Annotated in this window: 19 protein-coding genes and 1 pseudogene; 13 read left to right on the plus strand and 7 right to left on the minus strand. The window is 66.2% G+C overall.

All coding sequences use genetic code 11. The features are described from left to right. Window positions 1-6: 6 nt before the first annotated feature. Complete coding sequence (locus ACZ60G_RS12000) at window positions 7-741, minus strand: vWA domain-containing protein (RefSeq protein ID WP_465809660.1); 735 nt, start codon at window positions 739-741, stop codon at window positions 7-9. Window positions 742-753: 12 nt separating this feature from the next. Next, window positions 754-1,281, minus strand: coding sequence for a hypothetical protein (locus ACZ60G_RS12005; protein WP_465809661.1), 528 nt, complete (start codon window positions 1,279-1,281; stop codon window positions 754-756). Between the two features lie 386 nt (window positions 1,282-1,667). Here ACZ60G_RS12005 and ACZ60G_RS12010 point away from each other — a divergent pair, with 386 nt between their 5' ends. From ACZ60G_RS12010 to ACZ60G_RS12045, 8 genes are all read left to right on the plus strand, one after another. Next, window positions 1,668-2,537, plus strand: a complete 870-nt coding sequence (locus tag ACZ60G_RS12010; protein ID WP_465809662.1) for an IclR family transcriptional regulator — start codon at window positions 1,668-1,670, stop codon at window positions 2,535-2,537. Window positions 2,538-2,636: 99 nt separating this feature from the next. Continuing rightward, the gene (locus ACZ60G_RS12015; protein ID WP_465809663.1) at window positions 2,637-3,908 is read left to right on the plus strand and encodes a hypothetical protein; all 1,272 of its coding nucleotides are present in this window, start codon (window positions 2,637-2,639) and stop codon (window positions 3,906-3,908) included. Continuing rightward, window positions 3,905-4,894 (plus strand): glutamate ABC transporter substrate-binding protein, encoded by a 990-nt coding sequence (locus ACZ60G_RS12020; RefSeq protein WP_465809664.1) that lies wholly within the window; start codon window positions 3,905-3,907, stop codon window positions 4,892-4,894. The genes ACZ60G_RS12015 and ACZ60G_RS12020 overlap by 4 nt, the downstream gene beginning before the upstream one ends. Before the next feature lie 4 nt (window positions 4,895-4,898). Continuing rightward, a complete protein-coding gene (locus ACZ60G_RS12025) occupies window positions 4,899-6,077 on the plus strand; it encodes a hypothetical protein (RefSeq protein ID WP_465809665.1) in 1,179 nt (392 codons plus the stop codon). Further along, window positions 6,074-8,497 carry a serine/threonine-protein kinase gene (locus ACZ60G_RS12030; protein WP_465809666.1) on the plus strand — a complete coding sequence of 808 codons (2,424 nt, stop codon included), beginning with the start codon at window positions 6,074-6,076 and terminating at the stop codon, window positions 8,495-8,497. Before ACZ60G_RS12025 ends, ACZ60G_RS12030 begins: the two co-directional genes overlap by 4 nt. Then, window positions 8,494-9,555, plus strand: a complete 1,062-nt coding sequence (locus ACZ60G_RS12035; RefSeq protein ID WP_465809667.1) for a PP2C family protein-serine/threonine phosphatase — start codon at window positions 8,494-8,496, stop codon at window positions 9,553-9,555. The genes ACZ60G_RS12030 and ACZ60G_RS12035 overlap by 4 nt, the downstream gene beginning before the upstream one ends. Continuing rightward, entirely contained in the window at window positions 9,552-10,838 is a 1,287-nt protein-coding gene (locus ACZ60G_RS12040) for a vWA domain-containing protein (protein ID WP_465809669.1), read from the plus strand. Before ACZ60G_RS12035 ends, ACZ60G_RS12040 begins: the two co-directional genes overlap by 4 nt. Continuing rightward, the gene (locus ACZ60G_RS12045) at window positions 10,838-11,509 is read left to right on the plus strand and encodes an FHA domain-containing protein (protein WP_465809671.1); all 672 of its coding nucleotides are present in this window, start codon (window positions 10,838-10,840) and stop codon (window positions 11,507-11,509) included. The genes ACZ60G_RS12040 and ACZ60G_RS12045 overlap by 1 nt, the downstream gene beginning before the upstream one ends. Before the next feature lie 56 nt (window positions 11,510-11,565). Here the strand turns inward: ACZ60G_RS12045 and ACZ60G_RS12050 are convergent, their stop codons facing one another. After that, on the minus strand, window positions 11,566-11,739 hold the full coding sequence (locus tag ACZ60G_RS12050; RefSeq protein WP_465809672.1) for a hypothetical protein: 174 nt from the start codon (window positions 11,737-11,739) through the stop codon (window positions 11,566-11,568). 196 nt (window positions 11,740-11,935) lie between these two features. Between ACZ60G_RS12050 and ACZ60G_RS12055 the strand changes: the two genes are divergently transcribed. Together ACZ60G_RS12055 and infA are read left to right on the plus strand one after the other, a co-directional pair. Further along, the gene (locus ACZ60G_RS12055) at window positions 11,936-12,736 is read left to right on the plus strand and encodes a GNAT family N-acetyltransferase (protein WP_465809674.1); all 801 of its coding nucleotides are present in this window, start codon (window positions 11,936-11,938) and stop codon (window positions 12,734-12,736) included. Next, window positions 12,733-12,960, plus strand: a complete 228-nt coding sequence (infA, locus tag ACZ60G_RS12060; RefSeq protein WP_465809676.1) for a translation initiation factor IF-1 — start codon at window positions 12,733-12,735, stop codon at window positions 12,958-12,960. Before ACZ60G_RS12055 ends, infA begins: the two co-directional genes overlap by 4 nt. Before the next feature lie 209 nt (window positions 12,961-13,169). On the opposite strand, the gene ACZ60G_RS12065 is transcribed toward infA, so the two are convergent. After that, window positions 13,170-13,643: an SRPBCC family protein gene (locus tag ACZ60G_RS12065; protein ID WP_465809678.1), complete on the minus strand. Its 474-nt coding sequence runs from the start codon at window positions 13,641-13,643 to the stop codon at window positions 13,170-13,172. Window positions 13,644-13,645: 2 nt separating this feature from the next. Continuing rightward, window positions 13,646-13,972 carry an ArsR/SmtB family transcription factor gene (locus ACZ60G_RS12070; protein ID WP_433603144.1) on the minus strand — a complete coding sequence of 109 codons (327 nt, stop codon included), beginning with the start codon at window positions 13,970-13,972 and terminating at the stop codon, window positions 13,646-13,648. A gap of 89 nt (window positions 13,973-14,061) precedes the next feature. On the opposite strand from ACZ60G_RS12070, the gene ACZ60G_RS12075 reads away from it, so the two are divergent. From ACZ60G_RS12075 to ACZ60G_RS12085, 3 genes are all read left to right on the plus strand, one after another. Further along, complete coding sequence (locus tag ACZ60G_RS12075) at window positions 14,062-14,337, plus strand: hypothetical protein (protein WP_465809681.1); 276 nt, start codon at window positions 14,062-14,064, stop codon at window positions 14,335-14,337. After that, complete coding sequence (locus ACZ60G_RS12080) at window positions 14,337-14,666, plus strand: hypothetical protein (protein ID WP_465809683.1); 330 nt, start codon at window positions 14,337-14,339, stop codon at window positions 14,664-14,666. Before ACZ60G_RS12075 ends, ACZ60G_RS12080 begins: the two co-directional genes overlap by 1 nt. Before the next feature lie 79 nt (window positions 14,667-14,745). Beyond that, window positions 14,746-15,192: a hypothetical protein gene (locus tag ACZ60G_RS12085; RefSeq protein ID WP_465809685.1), complete on the plus strand. Its 447-nt coding sequence runs from the start codon at window positions 14,746-14,748 to the stop codon at window positions 15,190-15,192. A gap of 345 nt (window positions 15,193-15,537) precedes the next feature. Here the strand turns inward: ACZ60G_RS12085 and ACZ60G_RS12090 are convergent, their stop codons facing one another. Both ACZ60G_RS12090 and ACZ60G_RS12095 read right to left on the minus strand, forming a co-directional pair. Beyond that, complete coding sequence (locus ACZ60G_RS12090) at window positions 15,538-16,263, minus strand: dienelactone hydrolase family protein (RefSeq protein ID WP_465809687.1); 726 nt, start codon at window positions 16,261-16,263, stop codon at window positions 15,538-15,540. A gap of 294 nt (window positions 16,264-16,557) precedes the next feature. Beyond that, window positions 16,558-16,701 (minus strand): annotated as a pseudogene (locus ACZ60G_RS12095) (DUF4158 domain-containing protein); the annotation flags it as partial. Window positions 16,702-16,867: the final 166 nt, after the last annotated feature.

The raw sequence follows: 16,867 nt of genomic DNA on the forward strand, positions 1-16,867 counted from the left end.
GGCTATTCAGTCCAGTTCCCGCATACCGAGGGGCGTGCGGAACAGGAACCTGCCCTGCCCGACACTGCTGCTGATCGAGAACTTGATGCTGTTGATGATGGCGCGCAACAGATCTCCCGGCGCCACACTGCCCTGGGCGACACAGGCGACGCCGACCGGATTGCGGGAACGCAACTGCCGTACCGTGTCCTCGCGCACATCACCGATGCCCAGGGCCACCACCACCGGGCGGAACGGGTGGCTGGGCGCCTCCAGTCCGGCGCGTACCGGCACCCAGACCTCGTCGGGCTGGAATTTGCCGCGCACCTGGGGATTTCCGTCGGTGAGGAAGAAGATCACCGGCGTGTAGGTGTCCAGTCGGGCGCTGGCGAAGCGCTTGTGGTCGGAGCGCAATTGCCGGTCCAGATAGCGGAATACGTCCGCGTAGTCGGTCGCGCCCTGGCGTGGCAGCGCCGGAATGGACGGATCGATGCGCAGCGGAGTCAGCGGCAACACCGCGACGGCGGAATCACCGAAAGCAACGACCGAAAGATGTGCGGTGTCATAGGTGGTCGGATCTTCCTCGAGCACATTGAGCATATCCGGCAGCGCCTGCTCCACCGTCTCGAGCGGCGTGATCTTCTGGTTGGTCCACGCGGGATCCCACATCGACCGGGAGACATCGCAGACGACATAGAACGGGAACACCCGGCTGGCGCTCACTCCGGCCTGGGTGAGTTGGAAACGAGTATCCTCACGCATTCCTGGCTCCGATTAGTTGGAAATTTCTGCGCGGCACAACATTCCGCGAGCAGTGGCTTGTTGGTCGGCGACGACCTTGCCGTCGACGGTGATCTTGCAGTGGGCCGCGCCGACAGGATCGGGCGTGCCGTCGACAAAGACGACAAAGCCGCCGGTCCGGTTGCTCACCAGAGTTCGCGAATACGGCAGCGGTGTAGCGCCCGCAGCGAGGTAACTGCTGGCGCCGTCGCTCCAGCTGAGGTCGCGGACCTTGCCGCTGCCGGTCACGTCGAAGACGACGGTGTGCTTCTTGGTCTTGTCCGGTGTTCCGGTGGGACCGGTCGGGCCCGTGGGTCCGGTGGAACCGGAATTGTTGTTTCCGTTCGAATTACCGTTTCCGCCAGCGGATCCGGTGCCCTTGCCGGTGGGCTGATCCTGATTCGAGGCCTGATCCACCTGCGGCAGGTGAATATCGAGATTCGACCTGCCGACCGCGAAGAAAACCGCGGCCGCCGCGACCACCGCGAGAACGGCGGTGAGTAGGTACTTCACTGGGTTCACTTTCCTGCTCGCCAAGCCCGGTGGACGGGACCTGGAATCAGCGTCCGGCAAATCCGGTGCGGAAACATCCCCGCCGTATCAGTGAGTGACACGTTCATCGAAATCGGCTGTGCATGCATTGATTACGGTCGCCTAGGGGAGGGTTGGTCAGGGGTGTGTTGGGGATCGGTACCGAACACGGGTCGGTACGTTTCGGGCCCCTTGAGATTCGCGGCACCGACCAACGAATAACCAACGGCTGTCCAACGAGGTGTCGGTTTGACACCTGTGGCGATGCGGTCGCACACTCATCGCGACCGCGCATTTCTCGCGCGGCCGGTTCCCACTTCCCGAGAAGGTCGACATGATGTGTCGCCGCTGTGCTCCGGTCGCCTCGGCGGTGCGATGTGCCCGATGACAAAACCGTGGTGGGACGCGCCGTCGCGATTATCGAGGCGGTCGCCGATTCCCGGGATCCGGTCTCGCTGGCCACCTTGACCAAGCGCACCGGCATTCCGAAACCCACCGTCCGCCGCATCGCCAACGATCTGGCCCGACGCGGCATGCTCGAACTGACCTCGGACGGCTATCGCGCGGGCACGCTGCTGATCTACCACGGTTTGCGCGCGGCCCAGCAGCACGGCTTCGTTCTCACCGCGCAGCCCTACATCCAGGACCTGTACATGCGCACGCGCGGCGAAATCGTCTGGTGCGCAAGCCTGTACGGCGGGGAGCTGACCCTCAACGGTTCGGCGTTCGGCCGCAACTACGCCGAGGTGATGAAGCGCCAGAACTGGCCGAGCCTGGCCTCCTTCGGGCCCAGTATGGTCCTCACCGCGGCGGGGCGGCTGCAGATCGCCGCCCATGAGGAACAGGCCGAACAGATCTTCGCCATGCGCTGGGCGCCGCTGACCCAGTATTCGGTCACCGATCCGCGCAAACTGCGGGCATTGCTCGACGAGGCCCGCGACACCGGATTCGTGCACGAGCGCGAGCAAACCCTCGTCGGATGGAGTTGTGTGGCATCGGCCGTGCGCGACGGCTCGGGTGCGTTCATCGGTGCGATCGGGATCACCGGCCGCAGTGCCGTTATCGAACAGCGCGGTCTGCACACCGGCTTGATGCGCTCGGTGGAGTCGCTGCAGCACGAACTGCGCGAAGACAGCTCGGCAGGCCTGCCGCTCGGCAAACCGATGAAGTCCTTCGGGGAGATCTTTTCCCAGTACCCGCGCTGGACGCCGAATCTCGCACCGCTGCTCGATGCGACCTCGGATTGACCTCGGATTTCGATGCCCCCGAGGCGATGGGCAGCAAACCCGAATTCCCTCCCGTACTATCGCGATCGGGAACACCGGCCGGGTAGATGAAGGGGGACGGTGTTGGAGATTCGCCTACCGGCGACCATGCGCAACGGGGGTGCGTGGTTACGGCGCTTCGCCGGGACGACTCCGGGTGCCATCGGCGCGGTCGCCGTCGTCACCGTGGTGTTGTGTCTGCTTGCCGGGTTGACCTCGGCCGATCAATTGAGTGGCAAGATCGCGCGGCGCGATACCGTGCTGGAACACACCGAACCGCTGGCCTACGCCGCGCAGACCCTGTACGTCGCGCTGTCGGCCGCAGACGCGTCCGCGGCCACGGCCTTCCTGTCCGGCGGCATCGAATCACCTGAGGTGCGCGGGCAGTATCAGCAGGCGCTCGCCGAAGCGGCGTCCGCACTCGCGGAGGCGACCGCCGGTGCCTCGGATCAGCAGACCAGGAATATCGTCGCCAAGATCGCCGCCGACCTGCCCGCCTACACCGGCCTGGTCGAAACTGCACGGGCAAACAACCGGCAGGGGTTCCCCGTCGGTTCGTCGTATCTGCGCGAGGCCTCACTGCTGATGCAGAATTCCTTGCTGCCCAACGCCGAAATGCTGAGCAAGGACCGCATGGCCGCGGTGCGCCAGGATCAGCACGATATCGGCGCGCTGCCGTGGACGACCGTCGTGCTGCTGATGCTGGTTCTCATCGGTTGTGGCGGTGGCACTTTCGTCCTGCTGCGGCGCACCAATCGCCGGATGAACCTCGGCCTCGCGGTCGCCGCGGGAGCGACCGCCCTCGCGCTGTTCTGGGTGGTCGCCGCGACGGTCATCGCCGCGGCCGCACTCGATACCGGCAAATCCGGGGCGACCAGCCGCTTCGAAATCCTGACCCAGGCCAGGATCCTGGCCCAGCAAGCGCGCACCGACGAAACCCTGGAGCTGATCACCCGCGGCGATATCACCATGAGCGAAACCGATTACCGCAAGCACACCACCGAACTGGCGGACCGGTTGGCGAGGGTAACGTCCGATTCCGCGGCCTCGCGCAGCGTGCTGGGCTGGACCGCCGGACATGCCAAACAGCGTGAGGCCTACGAGGCGGCGAACTATCCCGGGGCCGTGGCGCAGGCCATCGGCACCGGTACGGACACCTCGGCGACGCTGTTCGCCCATCTCGACCAGCTGTTGCGCGACAACCTCATCCAGGAACGTGGTGAGTTGCGCGACGGCGTCGACTCGGCGGGTGCGACGTTGACGCTCAGCCCCACGGGGACACTGGTATTGCTGTTCGGCGCCGCGGCCTCGACCGTCACCGGCCTGTGGCCACGGCTGAAGGAGTTCCTGTGAGACGGCGAATCATCCTGCGGCGGGCCGGTTTCGGATGGATGGCGCTGGTCGCGGTGGGCGCGCTGGTGACCGCATGCGGTTCCGGCATCCAGGCCCCGGCCTCGACGAATGTGGCCGCGGTCAACCCCAAGCCCGACCTCGTCGAGATCACTACGCCACCGCAGACCGAATCCGGCGGCAATTGCGATCCGGAGGCCACCCTGCGTCCCGGGCCGTTGCCGAGTCCCGGTGCGATGCCATCGGGTTCGGCCATGGCGGCCATCGTCGCCAATGGCAAACTGCGGGTCGGGGTGGATCAGAACACCTACCTGTTCGGCTTTCGCAATCCCAGCACCGGACAACTCGAGGGCTTCGACATCGATATCGCGCGCGCGATCGCCCGATCCCTTTTCGGTGATCCGGACCGGATCGAATTGCGTTCGGTCACCGCGGCCGAGCGGATACCGGCCCTGCAGAACAAGCAGGTCGACCTGATCGTACGCACCTTCTCGGCGACCTGTGAGCGGCGTCGCGATGTCGACTTCTCCGGGGTCTATTACCGTGCGACCCAACGCCTTCTGGCCATCCGCAACTCCGGCATCCGTACGAGCGCGGATCTGGGTGGTAAGCGGGTGTGCGTCACCCGGGGCACCACCTCACCCGGGCCGCTGTTCAGCCTGCCCAAGCGTCCCGTCGTCCTGGGCGCGTCGAACTGGACCGACTGTCTGGCCGCGCTGCAGCAGGGGCACGTGGACGCGATCAGCGGCGACGATCCGATCCTGGTCGGTCTGGTGGCCCAGGACCGGAATCTGGAGATCGTCGGCGAAGTGATCGGCACCGGCGCATACGCGGTCGGCATCGCGCAGGGGCATCCGGATCTGGTCCGCTTCGTCAACGGCGTGCTGGAACGCATCCGCAGTGACGGCACCTGGCAGCAGCTCTACAACGCCAGACTCAGCGCCCTCGGCCCGTCGCCGGGTCCACCGGACCTCCGCTACAAAGAGTGAAACCATGCAGCTACTCACTCTCGCCGAAATCGACGCCGAATTGACTACCCGCACAATCGAATTCGATGCCATCACCGCCACCCTGCTGGAACTGGACAAACATCCGGGCCACACACTGCTGCAGCGGTATCCACCGATCGGGGTGACCGAACAGCGCTGGCTGCCGGTCCGCGCCGCGCTCGCCCTGATGTGGGAGGACTACAGCCGTCTGCAGATCATCCTGGAATCGGCGCGCAAGGTGCGCGGCACTCGGGCTCGCCTCGACGACGGTGAGCGCGCCGAACTCACCCGGCTGTTGCGTGGGCGTCCCTACGAGGCCGCGCGCACGCCGATACCGATGGCGCAACGTTCGCTCACCGGACCCGCCGAAGAGGTTCTGTTCGTCGGACTCGCCGATACCGTTGATCGCATGCGGGCGACCTTCCCGGAAATCGCCGAATTCCTCGAGGCGATCGATGCGGTGAACACCCGGGTGATGTCGGGCCTCGCGCCACTGCAGGACACCCTGGACAGAGCGGGGGCGGCCGGGGACGAGACCACGCAGTTGCGCGCGATCGGCGACGGCATCGCCGAATTGCTGAGCCGATCGGCGACCGATCCGCTCGCGTTGACAGTGCCGGAGATCGATGCGCGCATCGCGGAGTTGTCGGGGGAGTTGCGGCAGGTTGCCACCATTCTCGCCGAACTCGATGCGGTCGCTGCGGATTGGACCGAGGCGGTCGTCGAAACGCGCAGGCGCTTGGCGGTGCTGCGGGCCACCCGAGCCCGCGCGGTGGAGGCGCGGACGCAAGTCGAGGCGAAGATCCTGGCCGGACCGCTGCCGGTGAACGAGGACAACACCGCCGCGCTCGAAGCCGAACTCGATGCGTTATCCGCGAAATCGGGTGCGGCAGCGGAGTTGGTCCGGTTGCGCACGCAAATCGCGGACGCGACCGCGAGAGCGGCCACCGTGGAGGAATTGGCTCAGGGACTGCTCGATCGGCGTAGCGAATTGCGCGGACGACTGGCCGCCTACCAGGCGAAGGCGGCTCGTCTCGGCGTCAGCGAGGACCGAGATGTCCTGGCCTCCAATCAGATCGCGGCGGGTCTGCTCGCGCGGCGACCGTGCGATCTGGCGGCCGTTACCCGGGCGGTCGCCGACTTCCAGCAGATCATCGGGGAGAAATCGGGGCGGGGCAGATGACCTGTAATGAGCCGGGATGCGGCGGCACGATCGAAGACGGCTACTGCGCGGTGTGCGGCACCGCACCCGCCGAAGCGACCACGGTTTCGGCGGAAATACCTATCCCGCATGAGGTTTCGAGCAAGGCCCTGACCTGTGCCGAACCGGGCTGCACTGGAACCGTTGCCGGTGGATATTGCGACGCCTGCGGCACGGCTCCGGCTGAATCGCAGCAGGCTATCTGTGCCGAGCCGGGCTGCGGCGGAAACATCGTCGACGGCTACTGCGATGCTTGCGGCACAGCTCCGGCCGGAAATTCCGGAACTTCCGCACTGTCGGCCCGCTCGGGAAGCACTCGCGCCTCCGGACGTTCGGTGCGCACCGGCCGGTCCTCGTCGAAATCCAGCGCTCGCGGTCGGCTCGGCGCGGGCATGGTGGAAGTGCCGCGGATCCCGCGCATCGACCCGGCCACCGCGGTCCTGGCCGATCCACAGGTCGCCGAGGGAAAGCGGTTCTGCGGCAAATGTGAACGACCGGTCGGCCGCGGCCATGATGGTACGCCCGGCCGCACCGAGGGCTTCTGTCCCAACTGCGGCACCCGGTTCTCCTTCACACCGAAGCTGAGCAAGGGCGTCCTGGTCGGCGGACAGTACGACGTGGTCGGCTGCTTGGCGCACGGTGGGCTCGGCTGGATCTATCTGGCCACCGACCGCAATGTCGCCAACCGCTGGGTGGTGCTGAAAGGTCTACTCAATTCCGGGGATCTGGACGCGATGGCCGCGGCGGTCGCCGAAAAGCGATTCCTCGCCGAGGTCGAACATCCCAGCATCGTCAAGATCTACAACTTCGTCGAGCACCGCGGCGCCGACGGTGTCGCGGTCGGCTACATCGTCATGGAGTACGTCGGTGGGACGTCGCTCAAACAGATCCTGCGCGCCCGCCGCGATGTCGACGGCAGCTATCTGCCGCCGCCGCAGGCGATCGCCTACATTCTGGAGATGCTGCCCGCCCTCGGCTATCTGCATTCGCTCGGCCTGGCCTACTGCGATTTCAAGCCGGACAATGTGATGCAGACCGATGAGCAGCTCAAGCTCATCGATATGGGCGCGGTGATCGCCATGGACGATCAGGACAGCCCCATCTACGGCACCATCGGCTATCAAGCGCCGGAGATCTCCGAAACCGGCCCGACCGTCGCCACCGAGGTCTACACCGTCGGCCGCACCCTGGCCGTGTTGCTCATGCATGTGCCGCAGGAGGGCGGACATTTCGGCGCCCTGCCCGATCCGGACGCCGAACCGCTACTGGCGAAATACGATTCGCTGCACCGATTCATCCTGCGCGCCACCGAGGCCGATCCGGAGGCGCGCTTCTCCTCGATGGAGGAGATGGCCGATCAGCTGACCGGCGTGCTGCGCGAGGTGCTGAGCATCGATGACGGTGTGCCACGTCCCGGAATGTCGGCCTACTTCGGGCCGCCGCGTGGCGTATTCGGCATCCAGGAGGCACCGACGCCGACGAGTATCGTTGCGGCACTGCCGGTTCCGCTGGTCGATCCGAACGACAGCGGTGCGGCGCTCCTGGCCACCACCGGCGGAACTTCACCCGCCGAACTGGAACCTGCCTTCGAGGCGGGACTGCGATCGGTGCTCACGACCCGCGGTCCGTCCGTGGAGATTCCATTGCGGCTGGTGCGCGCCGCGCTCGAGCTCGGCGATCCGGCCGACGCGCTGCGCCGACTCGACGAACTCGCCGACACCCTGCCCGGTGATTGGCGGCTGGCCTGGTATTGCGGTCAAGCCGAACTGCTCGCGGGCAATACGGATGCGGCATATGCCGAATTCGATGCCGTGTACGCCGCATTGCCCGGTGAGGCCGCGCCGAAGGTCGCACAGGCGGCCGTCGCCGAACTCGCGGGCGCGCAGTCGGATCGGCAACAGGCCGCGCGCTACTACGACACGGTCTGGCGCACCGACCACGGCTTCGCCAGCGCCGCCTTCGGACTGGCCCGGCTGCGCAATGCGGACGGCGATCGCGACGGCGCGGTCGCCGTACTCGACCAGGTGGATTCGGCCTCGGCGCTCTACACCGAGGCGCGGCTGACGGCCGTGGAGACCATGCTGGCCGACCGCACAACCGATGAACTGTCGGAAACGCTGCTGCGCGATGCGGGCGGACGGGTCGAGGCATTGCGGATCGAATCGAAAAGCCGTGGCGCACAGGTGCGAATGCGCGTGCTGGACGCCGCATTGAACTGGCTGCGCGCGGGTAAAGCACCGACAACACATGGGGCGCTGCTCGGCGCCAACCTCGATCAGGACGGAGTACGAACCGGTTTGGAGCGCTGCTATCGCGACCTCGCCCGCGAAACCGAAGATATGTGGGCCCGATTCGAGCTGGTGGATCGTGCCAATGCGATCCGGCCGAGGACGAACCTATGACCGGACCTGATACCGCGGTGCCGCGGTGCCCGGAATGCTCGGCGCGGGTCGGAGTGGCCGACCGGTTCTGTGAAGCCTGCGGCCGCGAACTCGGCGCGCGCAGAATCGCGCTGCCGCGGTCGGATCCGGATGCGGCACCGACGTGTGAGGGTTGTGGCGGCACCCGATACGACGCCGACGGCTACTGCGGCGGCTGCGGTCAATTGCGGCCGCAGCCGGACCGATTCGAGGCCGATCTCGGCGCGGTGTATGTCATGACCGATCGCGGTATCGCGCACGCGCGCAACGAGGATGCGGTCGCGGCGGCGGTGTTGGAAGACGGGGCCAAGCGCCCGGTCGTCACGGTGATCGCGGTCAGCGACGGCGTTTCTACCTCCGACGATCCGCAGGCGGCCTCGGGCGCGGCGGCGCGTGCGGGCGTCGATGCCTGCCTCACCGCATTGGCCGAAGCACGCTCGGGCACGGCGGTGGTCATGGCCGGGCTCACGGCCGCCTCGCAGGCCGTGCGCGATATCGCGACGCACGACGGTCATGCTCCGTCGTGCACCTACGTTTCGGCCATCGTGCGCGGATACGGTGGCGACGGCGTGGAGATCACCGTCGCGAATGTCGGTGACAGCCGGGCATATTGGTTGCAGGGCGTCGGCATCGAGCCGATCACGGGCGGGAACCTGCCGTCGACGCGGCTGACCGTCGACGACTCGTGGGCGCAGGCGCTCGTAGATGCAGGTGCCATGGACGAGCAGGCCGCGATGCGGGATCCGCGTGCGCATACCCTGCTGCGCTGGCTCGGTGCCGACAGCGAGGACAAAGCGTGGTCGGACCGATGTGTGAAGACCTTTCACACCACGGGTCCCGGGGTGCTGTTGCTGTGCAGTGACGGACTCTGGAACTACGTGTCCGATCCGGCGGCGCTGGCGCGGATGGTCAGCGGGTTACCGCGCGAGGAGGCGGCGCGGGCGCTTGTCGAATTTGCACTACGGTCCGGGGGGAGCGACAACATCACCGTCGCGCTGGTGCCGATCGGGCCATCGGTCGATCCAGGAGTAGCACAGTGAGTTCCATTGCGAATAACGGTATTTCGGTAGCGGTAGACCAGAACGAATACTTGGCCGAGGGCGCGGACACGGTCGACGCTGTGGTGACCGTGGAGACCGGAGCGGATTTCGTGGCGGCCGGACCGGAGCCGGACCGACTGGAGGTGCTGATCATCGATTGCTCCGGATCGATGGCCACCGGCAAGAAGTTCGAGGGTGCGCGCCGAGCCACCCTTGCCGCACTCGATGTATTGAAGGACGGCACCCGGTTCGCGATCATCGAGGGCACGTCGATGGCGCGGCTGACCTATCCGAGCGACAAACCATCGGTGTCCGTCAACCGCGATACCCGGGCCGCGGCCCGCCGCGCACTGGACAAGTTGCGTCCCAACGGCGGCACCGCCATGGGCACCTGGCTCGGGCTCACCCGGCAGCTGGCCAAGAAACATCCGGATGCCATGGTGCACGCCATTCTGCTCACCGACGGCAAGAACGAACACGAGGAACCCGCGGCGCTGGCCGCCGAGATCAAGCAGTCCGAGGGAATCTTCACCTGTGACTGCCGCGGCGTCGGCACCGACTGGCAGGTGGACGAATTGCGCACCATCGCTTCGGCGCTGCACGGCACGGTCGATATCGTCGCGGATCCGGCGAATCTGGCCGCGGACTTCGCCGCCATGACGCAGACGTCGATGGCCAAGGCGATTCCGGAACTCATACTGCGGGTCTGGGCACCGGCAGGGGCTACCATCCAGTTCGTCAAACAGGTCGCCCCGACCATCGAGGATCTCACTGCGCGACGCACCGACGCCGGACCGCAGTTGGGGGAGTACCCGCTCGGCGCGTGGGGTGCGGAGGACCGCGACTATCACGTGCAGGTGCGGGTCGAGCCCGCCGCACCGGGACGGGAGAAACTCGCGGCCCGGATCAGTGTGGTCGCCGGCGACGAGGTGGTCGGTCAGGGATTGGTACGCGCGGTGTGGACCACCGAGACCGAACTCTCGGCCCGGATCAGCAGGCGCGTTGCGCATTACACCGGGCAGGCCGAACTTGCCCAGGTCGTGCAGGAGGGGTTGAGCGCGCGTAAAAACGGTGATGTGGAGACCGCGACGGCGAAGCTGCGGCGCGCGGTCGAGCTCGCCGCCGAATCCGGGAACGAGGGCACCGCGAAGCTGTTGCGCGGTGTGGTCGAGGTGGACGAGCGCAATGGCACGGTGCGGTTGCGCGCCAGGGTCGAGGCCGCGGACGAAATGGCCTTGGACGCACGCTCCACCAAGACGGCGCGGGTACGTAAGGAGGGGTGATGGCGATTGCCACCTGTCCGGACGGGCATCAGTCCGTCGCGGCGGATTACTGCGATGTCTGCGGTTCACCGATCGGTGCGCCCGCACCGACGGTCGCGACCGCGCTGTGCCCGTCATGTGGGTCGCCGAGCAGCGGCCGCTTCTGTGAAGTCTGCGGCGCCGATTCGGCGCTGCCGACGCCGGAGCCGCGTGCGGCCGCGCCGACCGAAATCGTCACCGCCACCGCGGTTTCCGCCGCTGAGGTCGCGAGCGCGGCCGGTACGGTGACATGGGTCGCCACGATCACCGCCGATCGCGAGTTCTACGACCGCGTGCAGGCCCGCAAGGGCCCCGACGCCGACCAGGTCGAATTCCCGGCGTTCTATCCCGAGCGTCGAATCACCCTACACGACACCGACATCCTGATCGGCAAACACAGCGTCTCCCAGGGCCTGCAACCCGAGATCGATCTGGGCATCGCCCCCGCCGACGCCGGCGTTTCCCGCGCCCACGCGATCCTGCGCCTCGCCGAAACCGGCATAACCATCACCGATCTCGGCTCCACCAACGGCACAAGCCTCAATGGCAGCGAAGACCTGATCCCCGGCAAGGTGCCCGTCCCGCTCCAGAGCGGTGACCGCATTCACCTCGGCGGCTGGACCACAATCATCGTGACCGCGGAAAACCTCTGAGCGAATACTGCACCCCTCAGCGTCGGCTCACACCCGATTGAGGGTTCCGGTAGTAGTCACGCGAAGAACAAGATTTGGGCGACGGTGTAGCGGCTTTTGCCTGCTTTTGCCTCGCTGATCAGGTCCGCGGTCATCTCGCCCATCGCGGCGATGACGTGGAACGGGAATCGGCCGGCCGAAGTGGTGGTGTCGATGCCCTGCTCGAGCAATGCACCGGTAGCCAGTCGCATTGGTCGGCGGAAAAGAGTTGGGCAAGAGAATGTTCGAGCTGATAGCCTCCGGGGCACCGTGGCATCAAGCGAGGAGGTGAGACCCATGAACACTGTATCGATGTGGGAGCTCCCTCTCGTCGTCACGGTCGGGCGAACGATGTAGGTGTCGCCGGGAGCGCCTGAGCAACAAGGCAATCCCGAAAGGCGACAACCAATGAATTCTACGAATTTCACTTCGAGTATCGGTGAGCCCACCGTAGTGATCACACGGGTTGCGGAGACGCAATGGCACGCGGTAGCCGACGACCGAGTGGTCGGCCGCGGCGACGCTTCGCGGCGGCCTGACGGTCGGATCTTCCTCAGCATCGACTCGTGGCACGACACGGTCTTCGACCAACTCGCTGGTGCGATGCTGCCAGAGCTTTCGAGGCCGCTTTACACGGTGGTCGATGAGGTCGATGTGGACCTCAGGTCTGCTTGGGAGCGGGCTGGTTTCACGACCCGCCGCCGTGAGTGGGAATACCTCGTATCCACCGACCCGCACCACACCGGGCTCGACTCGGTGCCGTCCGTCGAGGGCGTGACGATACTGCCGGTCGGCGCGGCACAAGAAGTACCACTGCTCGAGGCCTACACCAGGATCCGTGCCGAAATCGACGCTACCGTCGGCTGGGACTCCATGCCCGCCGAGATAATCAGCCGCCCGGACGGGATCGTCCCGGTCGATCCGGCACAGTATGCGGTCGCAACTCGGTGCGACGAGTATGTCGGACTGCTCCGAGTCGCATCGCGACGTCGGCACGCACGTATCGAACTCATCGTCGTTCGAGCCGACCAACGCCGCCAAGGTGTCGCCCGAGCACTGCTCGCCCCGGTACTTCGCTCGCTGCACCAGTCTGGGATCGAAACGGCATCGGCGTATGTGAACGACACCAACACCGCCGCTGTAACGCTGTTCGACGGCGTCGGCAGCAGCCGCCGCGCAGGCAGCAACCTGGAGTTGGTGCTGCGATGACGACGAACAACGGCAAGGGCATCGAAATCGAAGGCACCGTCGTCGAGTGCCTGCGCAACGCCACTTTCACAGTGGAACTCTCGAACGGGCACAAAGTACTCGCACATATCAGCGGGAAGATACGGAAGAACTACATCAAGATCTTGCCGCAGGATCGGGTGCTCGTGGAGCTCAGCCCGTACGACCTCACCCGCGGTCGAATCCTGTTCCGGTACAGGACGTAACGGAGGACCGGGACACGACCGAATCGACGTCGCTGTCCTGACGGCCATGGTATCGGCAACCGGTTCGATGACGGTCGCCGATACCATCTCGGCCGTTGTCGCAGGGGCAGACACCGCACGGTGCATCCGGCGTTCGGCGGTGCTGCACTTCGCCGAGATCGCCTGATCGATAGCTGCGACTGTGCACCAGCAGAGAAATGCGGCGCGACTCAGCGCCCGAGGTTCGGTGACGACTCCAACTCTCGCAACACCTCATCGATGCGCCGCATGACATGGCTGCGCCACCCGGCGTCCATGATCGTGCGGGCCTTCTGCTGGAGCGGATGGTCCGGATCGAATCCGGCGTGTTCCAAGAAGAATCGGGTGCCCTTGCCCTCGGGCTCCAGCGTCCAGGTGATCGTCCAGTCGGCGCCGTGCTCGGCATTCGGGTCGCCGTCACGCCAGCCGACGCGCAGCATCCGCTCCGATTCGAAGGCCAGCACCTCGGCCGCGATCACACCGGAAAATCCTGTCGCCGGAACGGCTTTCGCATCGATGGTGTAGCGATGCCCGACCTCGAGCCGGAAGTCGGACGGCATGAACCACCGCGCGAGCAACTCGGGCTCGGTCAGCGCACGCCACACCTTCGCCGGTGGGTGCGCCAGGAATTCGTCCACGCGAATGGTGGTCGGATCGTCGGTCATCGTTACTCCTCTTCCATGGTGTCCAGCAGTTCACGCAGCCCGGCCAATTTCTCGCGCCAGAACTGCTCGAACGGGTGTAACCATTCCTGGATCTCGTACAGTGGGGCCGCCTCGAGCCGATACAGCCGTTGCCGCCCCACCTTGTTCTCACTGACCAACTCGGCCTCCCGCAACACCCGCAGATGTTCGGAGAAGCTCGGCCGCGCCATCTCGAAATGCGCGGCCAGATCGGTCACCGGCTGCGGTCCGCCCTCGCGCAGCAGCCGCAATACCTCGCGCCGAACCGGACTGGCCAGTGCCGCGAAGACCCGCCCTTCGGTGATGTTCATGATTCCCGACTATAGGTAGGAAAAATCCTACGCGTCAACAGAAGGAATTAGGACCGATCGGTTGGTTACTATGCGCGTAGTATGTGCTCATGGGGTTCGAGTGGCCGGACTGGGCGTTCGCGCACCTGATCGGCATCGGACCCCGGGAGGTACGCCAAGTCCTCGAAGGCGCACAGCGCTGGCCGCGGATCGCCGATGACGGGCACGTGACGGTGTTGTCGGTCTGGGGTCGCACCGGTACCGGGCGGCCGCTGATCGTGGCGACACGCCAACAGGACCAGTGGACCTGGCTGATCATCGGCGCCCGGGAAATGCGCGCCGACGAACTGAAAATGTTCGAGGAGTGGGAACAGGAGAACCGGTGATGCGTGAAAAGGATTTCCCGTCCACCCCGGACGAAGTGGCGTCGTTCATGGATCGGCTGACCTTCAGCGACGAACCGGTCCCGCCGGAGAAGGCGCCGCCACCACTCGCCCCCGGTGACGACATCATGGTGACGAGCTCCATTCGCATGCCGCTGGAGTTGCACACCCGGGTCAAGCAACTCGCCGACAGCCGCGGTATCGGCCTGTCGACGCTGATTCGGGAATGGATGGAGGCGGCCATCGCCGAATTCGATGGCGACCAGCTCATTTCGCGCGCCGATGCGGTGCGCGCGTTATCGCGACTGCATCCCATCCACCGCGCGAGCTGAGGCGGTGCGCCCCTTGCGGGCGTCGGTCGTCGGTGGGAAGTCGATGGACCTTCCGTCGTGGTCGCAGCAGAATGCGCCCATGAGCAACGAGGTGCGAGGTGCAGTCGTAGCCGGGCTGATCAGGCTTGCAGAAAGCCCCGACTACCGAGACCGGGCAGACGCAGGCCGCTGCTTGGCCAACTTCGCCGAAATGCCCCAGACCAGGGGACCGTTGTCGGGCCTCTTGCTTGATGCCGACAACACATTCGTTACCCACGCGACGGCGGAGGCATTGCTCCGACGTCAGGACGTGCTCGGTTTCGCCGCCGTCGCCTCAGGACTCGCCGCGGCCGATCCGAACCACGCCGACTGGATCCGGACAGCGGTGCTCGACGTATTCGGAGTGTTCTCCCGTGACCGGGATGCTGCTGTGCGCGAGTGCGAGACATTGACCGGGGTGACTGATGAGCTGGTACGTCATGGCGCAAGCCAGCTGATCGCCATGCTTGCCGAGATCGACCCGATTCTGCGCCCAGCGCAGGACTAGCCAGGGACGCATCGAAATCGCCAGTGCATCAACGGTTCTCGGCAAACTGTGGGTCAGGTTACCGGATAATGGACCGTTATCCGGTAGATGTGGAACCTGCGGGTTCACCTGTTAGCGGTGTGGTCGCTGGTGCGCCGTATCGTGCCCGGCGGGGCGAGACAAGGAACGTGATGGCACAGGACGAGCCGGGTACTGGGCGGGGGGCATCGGGCGGAGCCGGTTCCCGCCGCAGAGTGGGAAAGCCCTCGCAGAGCACCTCGTCACAGTTTCTCTGAGCTGCGGTGATGTCCCACAAACCGGAGCCGGTGGCGGTCGACCGGCCCGGAATCGCGGTTGCTGACCAGATCAATCCGTTACGGGCAAGCACTCGGCGAGCAGGTCGATGACGTCGTGCCAGGCGCGCTGCGCGTGCTGTGGGTGGTAGCCGACGCCGGGGACCGTGGGGTGGTCGACCGGCGGGTGGTGGAAGGCGTGCGAGGCGCCGCCGTAGACCACGACGCGCCAGTCGACGCCCGCGGCCTGCATCTCGGCGGTGAATGCGTCCCGTTGCGCGGGCGGCATGATCGGGTCTTCCGACCCGACCCCGGCCCACACCGGGCAGCGAATGCGCGCCGCCTCGCCCGGTCGGCCCGTGGTCAGTGCGTTGACTGTCCCGATCGCGCGCAGGTTGACGCCATCGCGCCCGAGTTCCAGCCCGACGGCGCCCCCGGTGCCGTAGCCGACGGCGGCGATCCGGTCGGGGTCGGTCCGCGGTTCGGCCCGCAACACGTCGAGCGCCGCGTGGCCGATGCCCCGCATCCGGCCGGGGTCGGCGAGTAGCGGCATGCAACGGGCCAGCATCTCCTCGGGGTCACCCAAATAGCGCCCGCCGTGAAGGTCGAAGGCCAGCGCTACGTATCCCAACTCGGCGAGAGCATCGGCCCGGCGGCGCTCGACGTCGCTGAGCCCCATGCCCTCTGGTCCGAGCAGCACCGCGGGCCGGCGGTCGACACCGGTCGGGAGCGCGAGGTGCCCGATCATCGTCAGGCCGTCGGCCGGGTACTCGACCGTGCGCGTTGTAACCGTCGTCATGGGACTGGACTGTAGTGATCGTCGAGCCCGCTCGGGCCGGCGTTCACTGCTGGCAGAACAGCGCGGGTGTGCCTCTGAAATGTGGCGATGACTCACAAGTTCCGTCACAAACCCCATTCCCGCGGCAGCTTTAGCGGATCACCTGCCCTGGCCACGGTGCTGGAGGTGGACCTGCCGGGTCTTCCGCCGGGGTATACCTCGCGCTGGACGAGCAGGTCAACGGCGCCACCACTGCCTACGCCAGCCGCACCGAGGTTCGCCTGGTGCACGACGCTGCCTGAGCCGGGAGCTCGGCCCCAACCGGTCTCCCTGCCCACGGCCACGCCCCGGATCCACAAACGCCAGATCCGCCCGCGTCAATGTGAAGAACTTGATCAGCTCGTCCCTGGTGATCTCCGGGAACGATCGCAGCTGCTCCAACTGCTCCTCGGAGAACATCTTCTCCGACACCAACCACCCCAACGCTCGACCCGCACAAACCGGATCAGAACGTAGCGGCAGCGATCACCAGCCCACGAACCAGGCACCTACACCTCGACATCACCGCAGATCGCGGCGATATCCGACCGAAAATTCGTCAGTGCTACCGGGACCCCGGACGAGC

The sequence above is a fragment of the Nocardia sp. NPDC102475 genome, assembly GCF_055584605.1.

Excerpts from the sequence above, each read along its gene's own strand:
- ACZ60G_RS12090 (WP_465809687.1), bottom strand. The coding sequence starts at position 16,263 with ATGACGACGGTTACAACGCGCACGGTCGAGTACCCGGCCGACGGCCTG.
- ACZ60G_RS12055 (WP_465809674.1), top strand. The coding sequence starts at position 11,936 with ATGAATTCTACGAATTTCACTTCGAGTATCGGTGAGCCCACCGTAGTG.
- ACZ60G_RS12065 (WP_465809678.1), bottom strand. The coding sequence starts at position 13,643 with ATGACCGACGATCCGACCACCATTCGCGTGGACGAATTCCTGGCGCAC.
- ACZ60G_RS12080 (WP_465809683.1), top strand. The coding sequence starts at position 14,337 with ATGCGTGAAAAGGATTTCCCGTCCACCCCGGACGAAGTGGCGTCGTTC.
- ACZ60G_RS12045 (WP_465809671.1), top strand. The coding sequence starts at position 10,838 with ATGGCGATTGCCACCTGTCCGGACGGGCATCAGTCCGTCGCGGCGGAT.
- ACZ60G_RS12025 (WP_465809665.1), top strand. The coding sequence starts at position 4,899 with ATGCAGCTACTCACTCTCGCCGAAATCGACGCCGAATTGACTACCCGC.
- ACZ60G_RS12070 (WP_433603144.1), bottom strand. The coding sequence starts at position 13,972 with ATGAACATCACCGAAGGGCGGGTCTTCGCGGCACTGGCCAGTCCGGTT.
- ACZ60G_RS12085 (WP_465809685.1), top strand. The coding sequence starts at position 14,746 with ATGAGCAACGAGGTGCGAGGTGCAGTCGTAGCCGGGCTGATCAGGCTT.
- ACZ60G_RS12035 (WP_465809667.1), top strand. The coding sequence starts at position 8,494 with ATGACCGGACCTGATACCGCGGTGCCGCGGTGCCCGGAATGCTCGGCG.
- ACZ60G_RS12000 (WP_465809660.1), bottom strand. The coding sequence starts at position 741 with ATGCGTGAGGATACTCGTTTCCAACTCACCCAGGCCGGAGTGAGCGCC.
- ACZ60G_RS12050 (WP_465809672.1), bottom strand. The coding sequence starts at position 11,739 with ATGCGACTGGCTACCGGTGCATTGCTCGAGCAGGGCATCGACACCACC.
- infA (WP_465809676.1), top strand. The coding sequence starts at position 12,733 with ATGACGACGAACAACGGCAAGGGCATCGAAATCGAAGGCACCGTCGTC.
- ACZ60G_RS12075 (WP_465809681.1), top strand. The coding sequence starts at position 14,062 with ATGGGGTTCGAGTGGCCGGACTGGGCGTTCGCGCACCTGATCGGCATC.
- ACZ60G_RS12030 (WP_465809666.1), top strand. The coding sequence starts at position 6,074 with ATGACCTGTAATGAGCCGGGATGCGGCGGCACGATCGAAGACGGCTAC.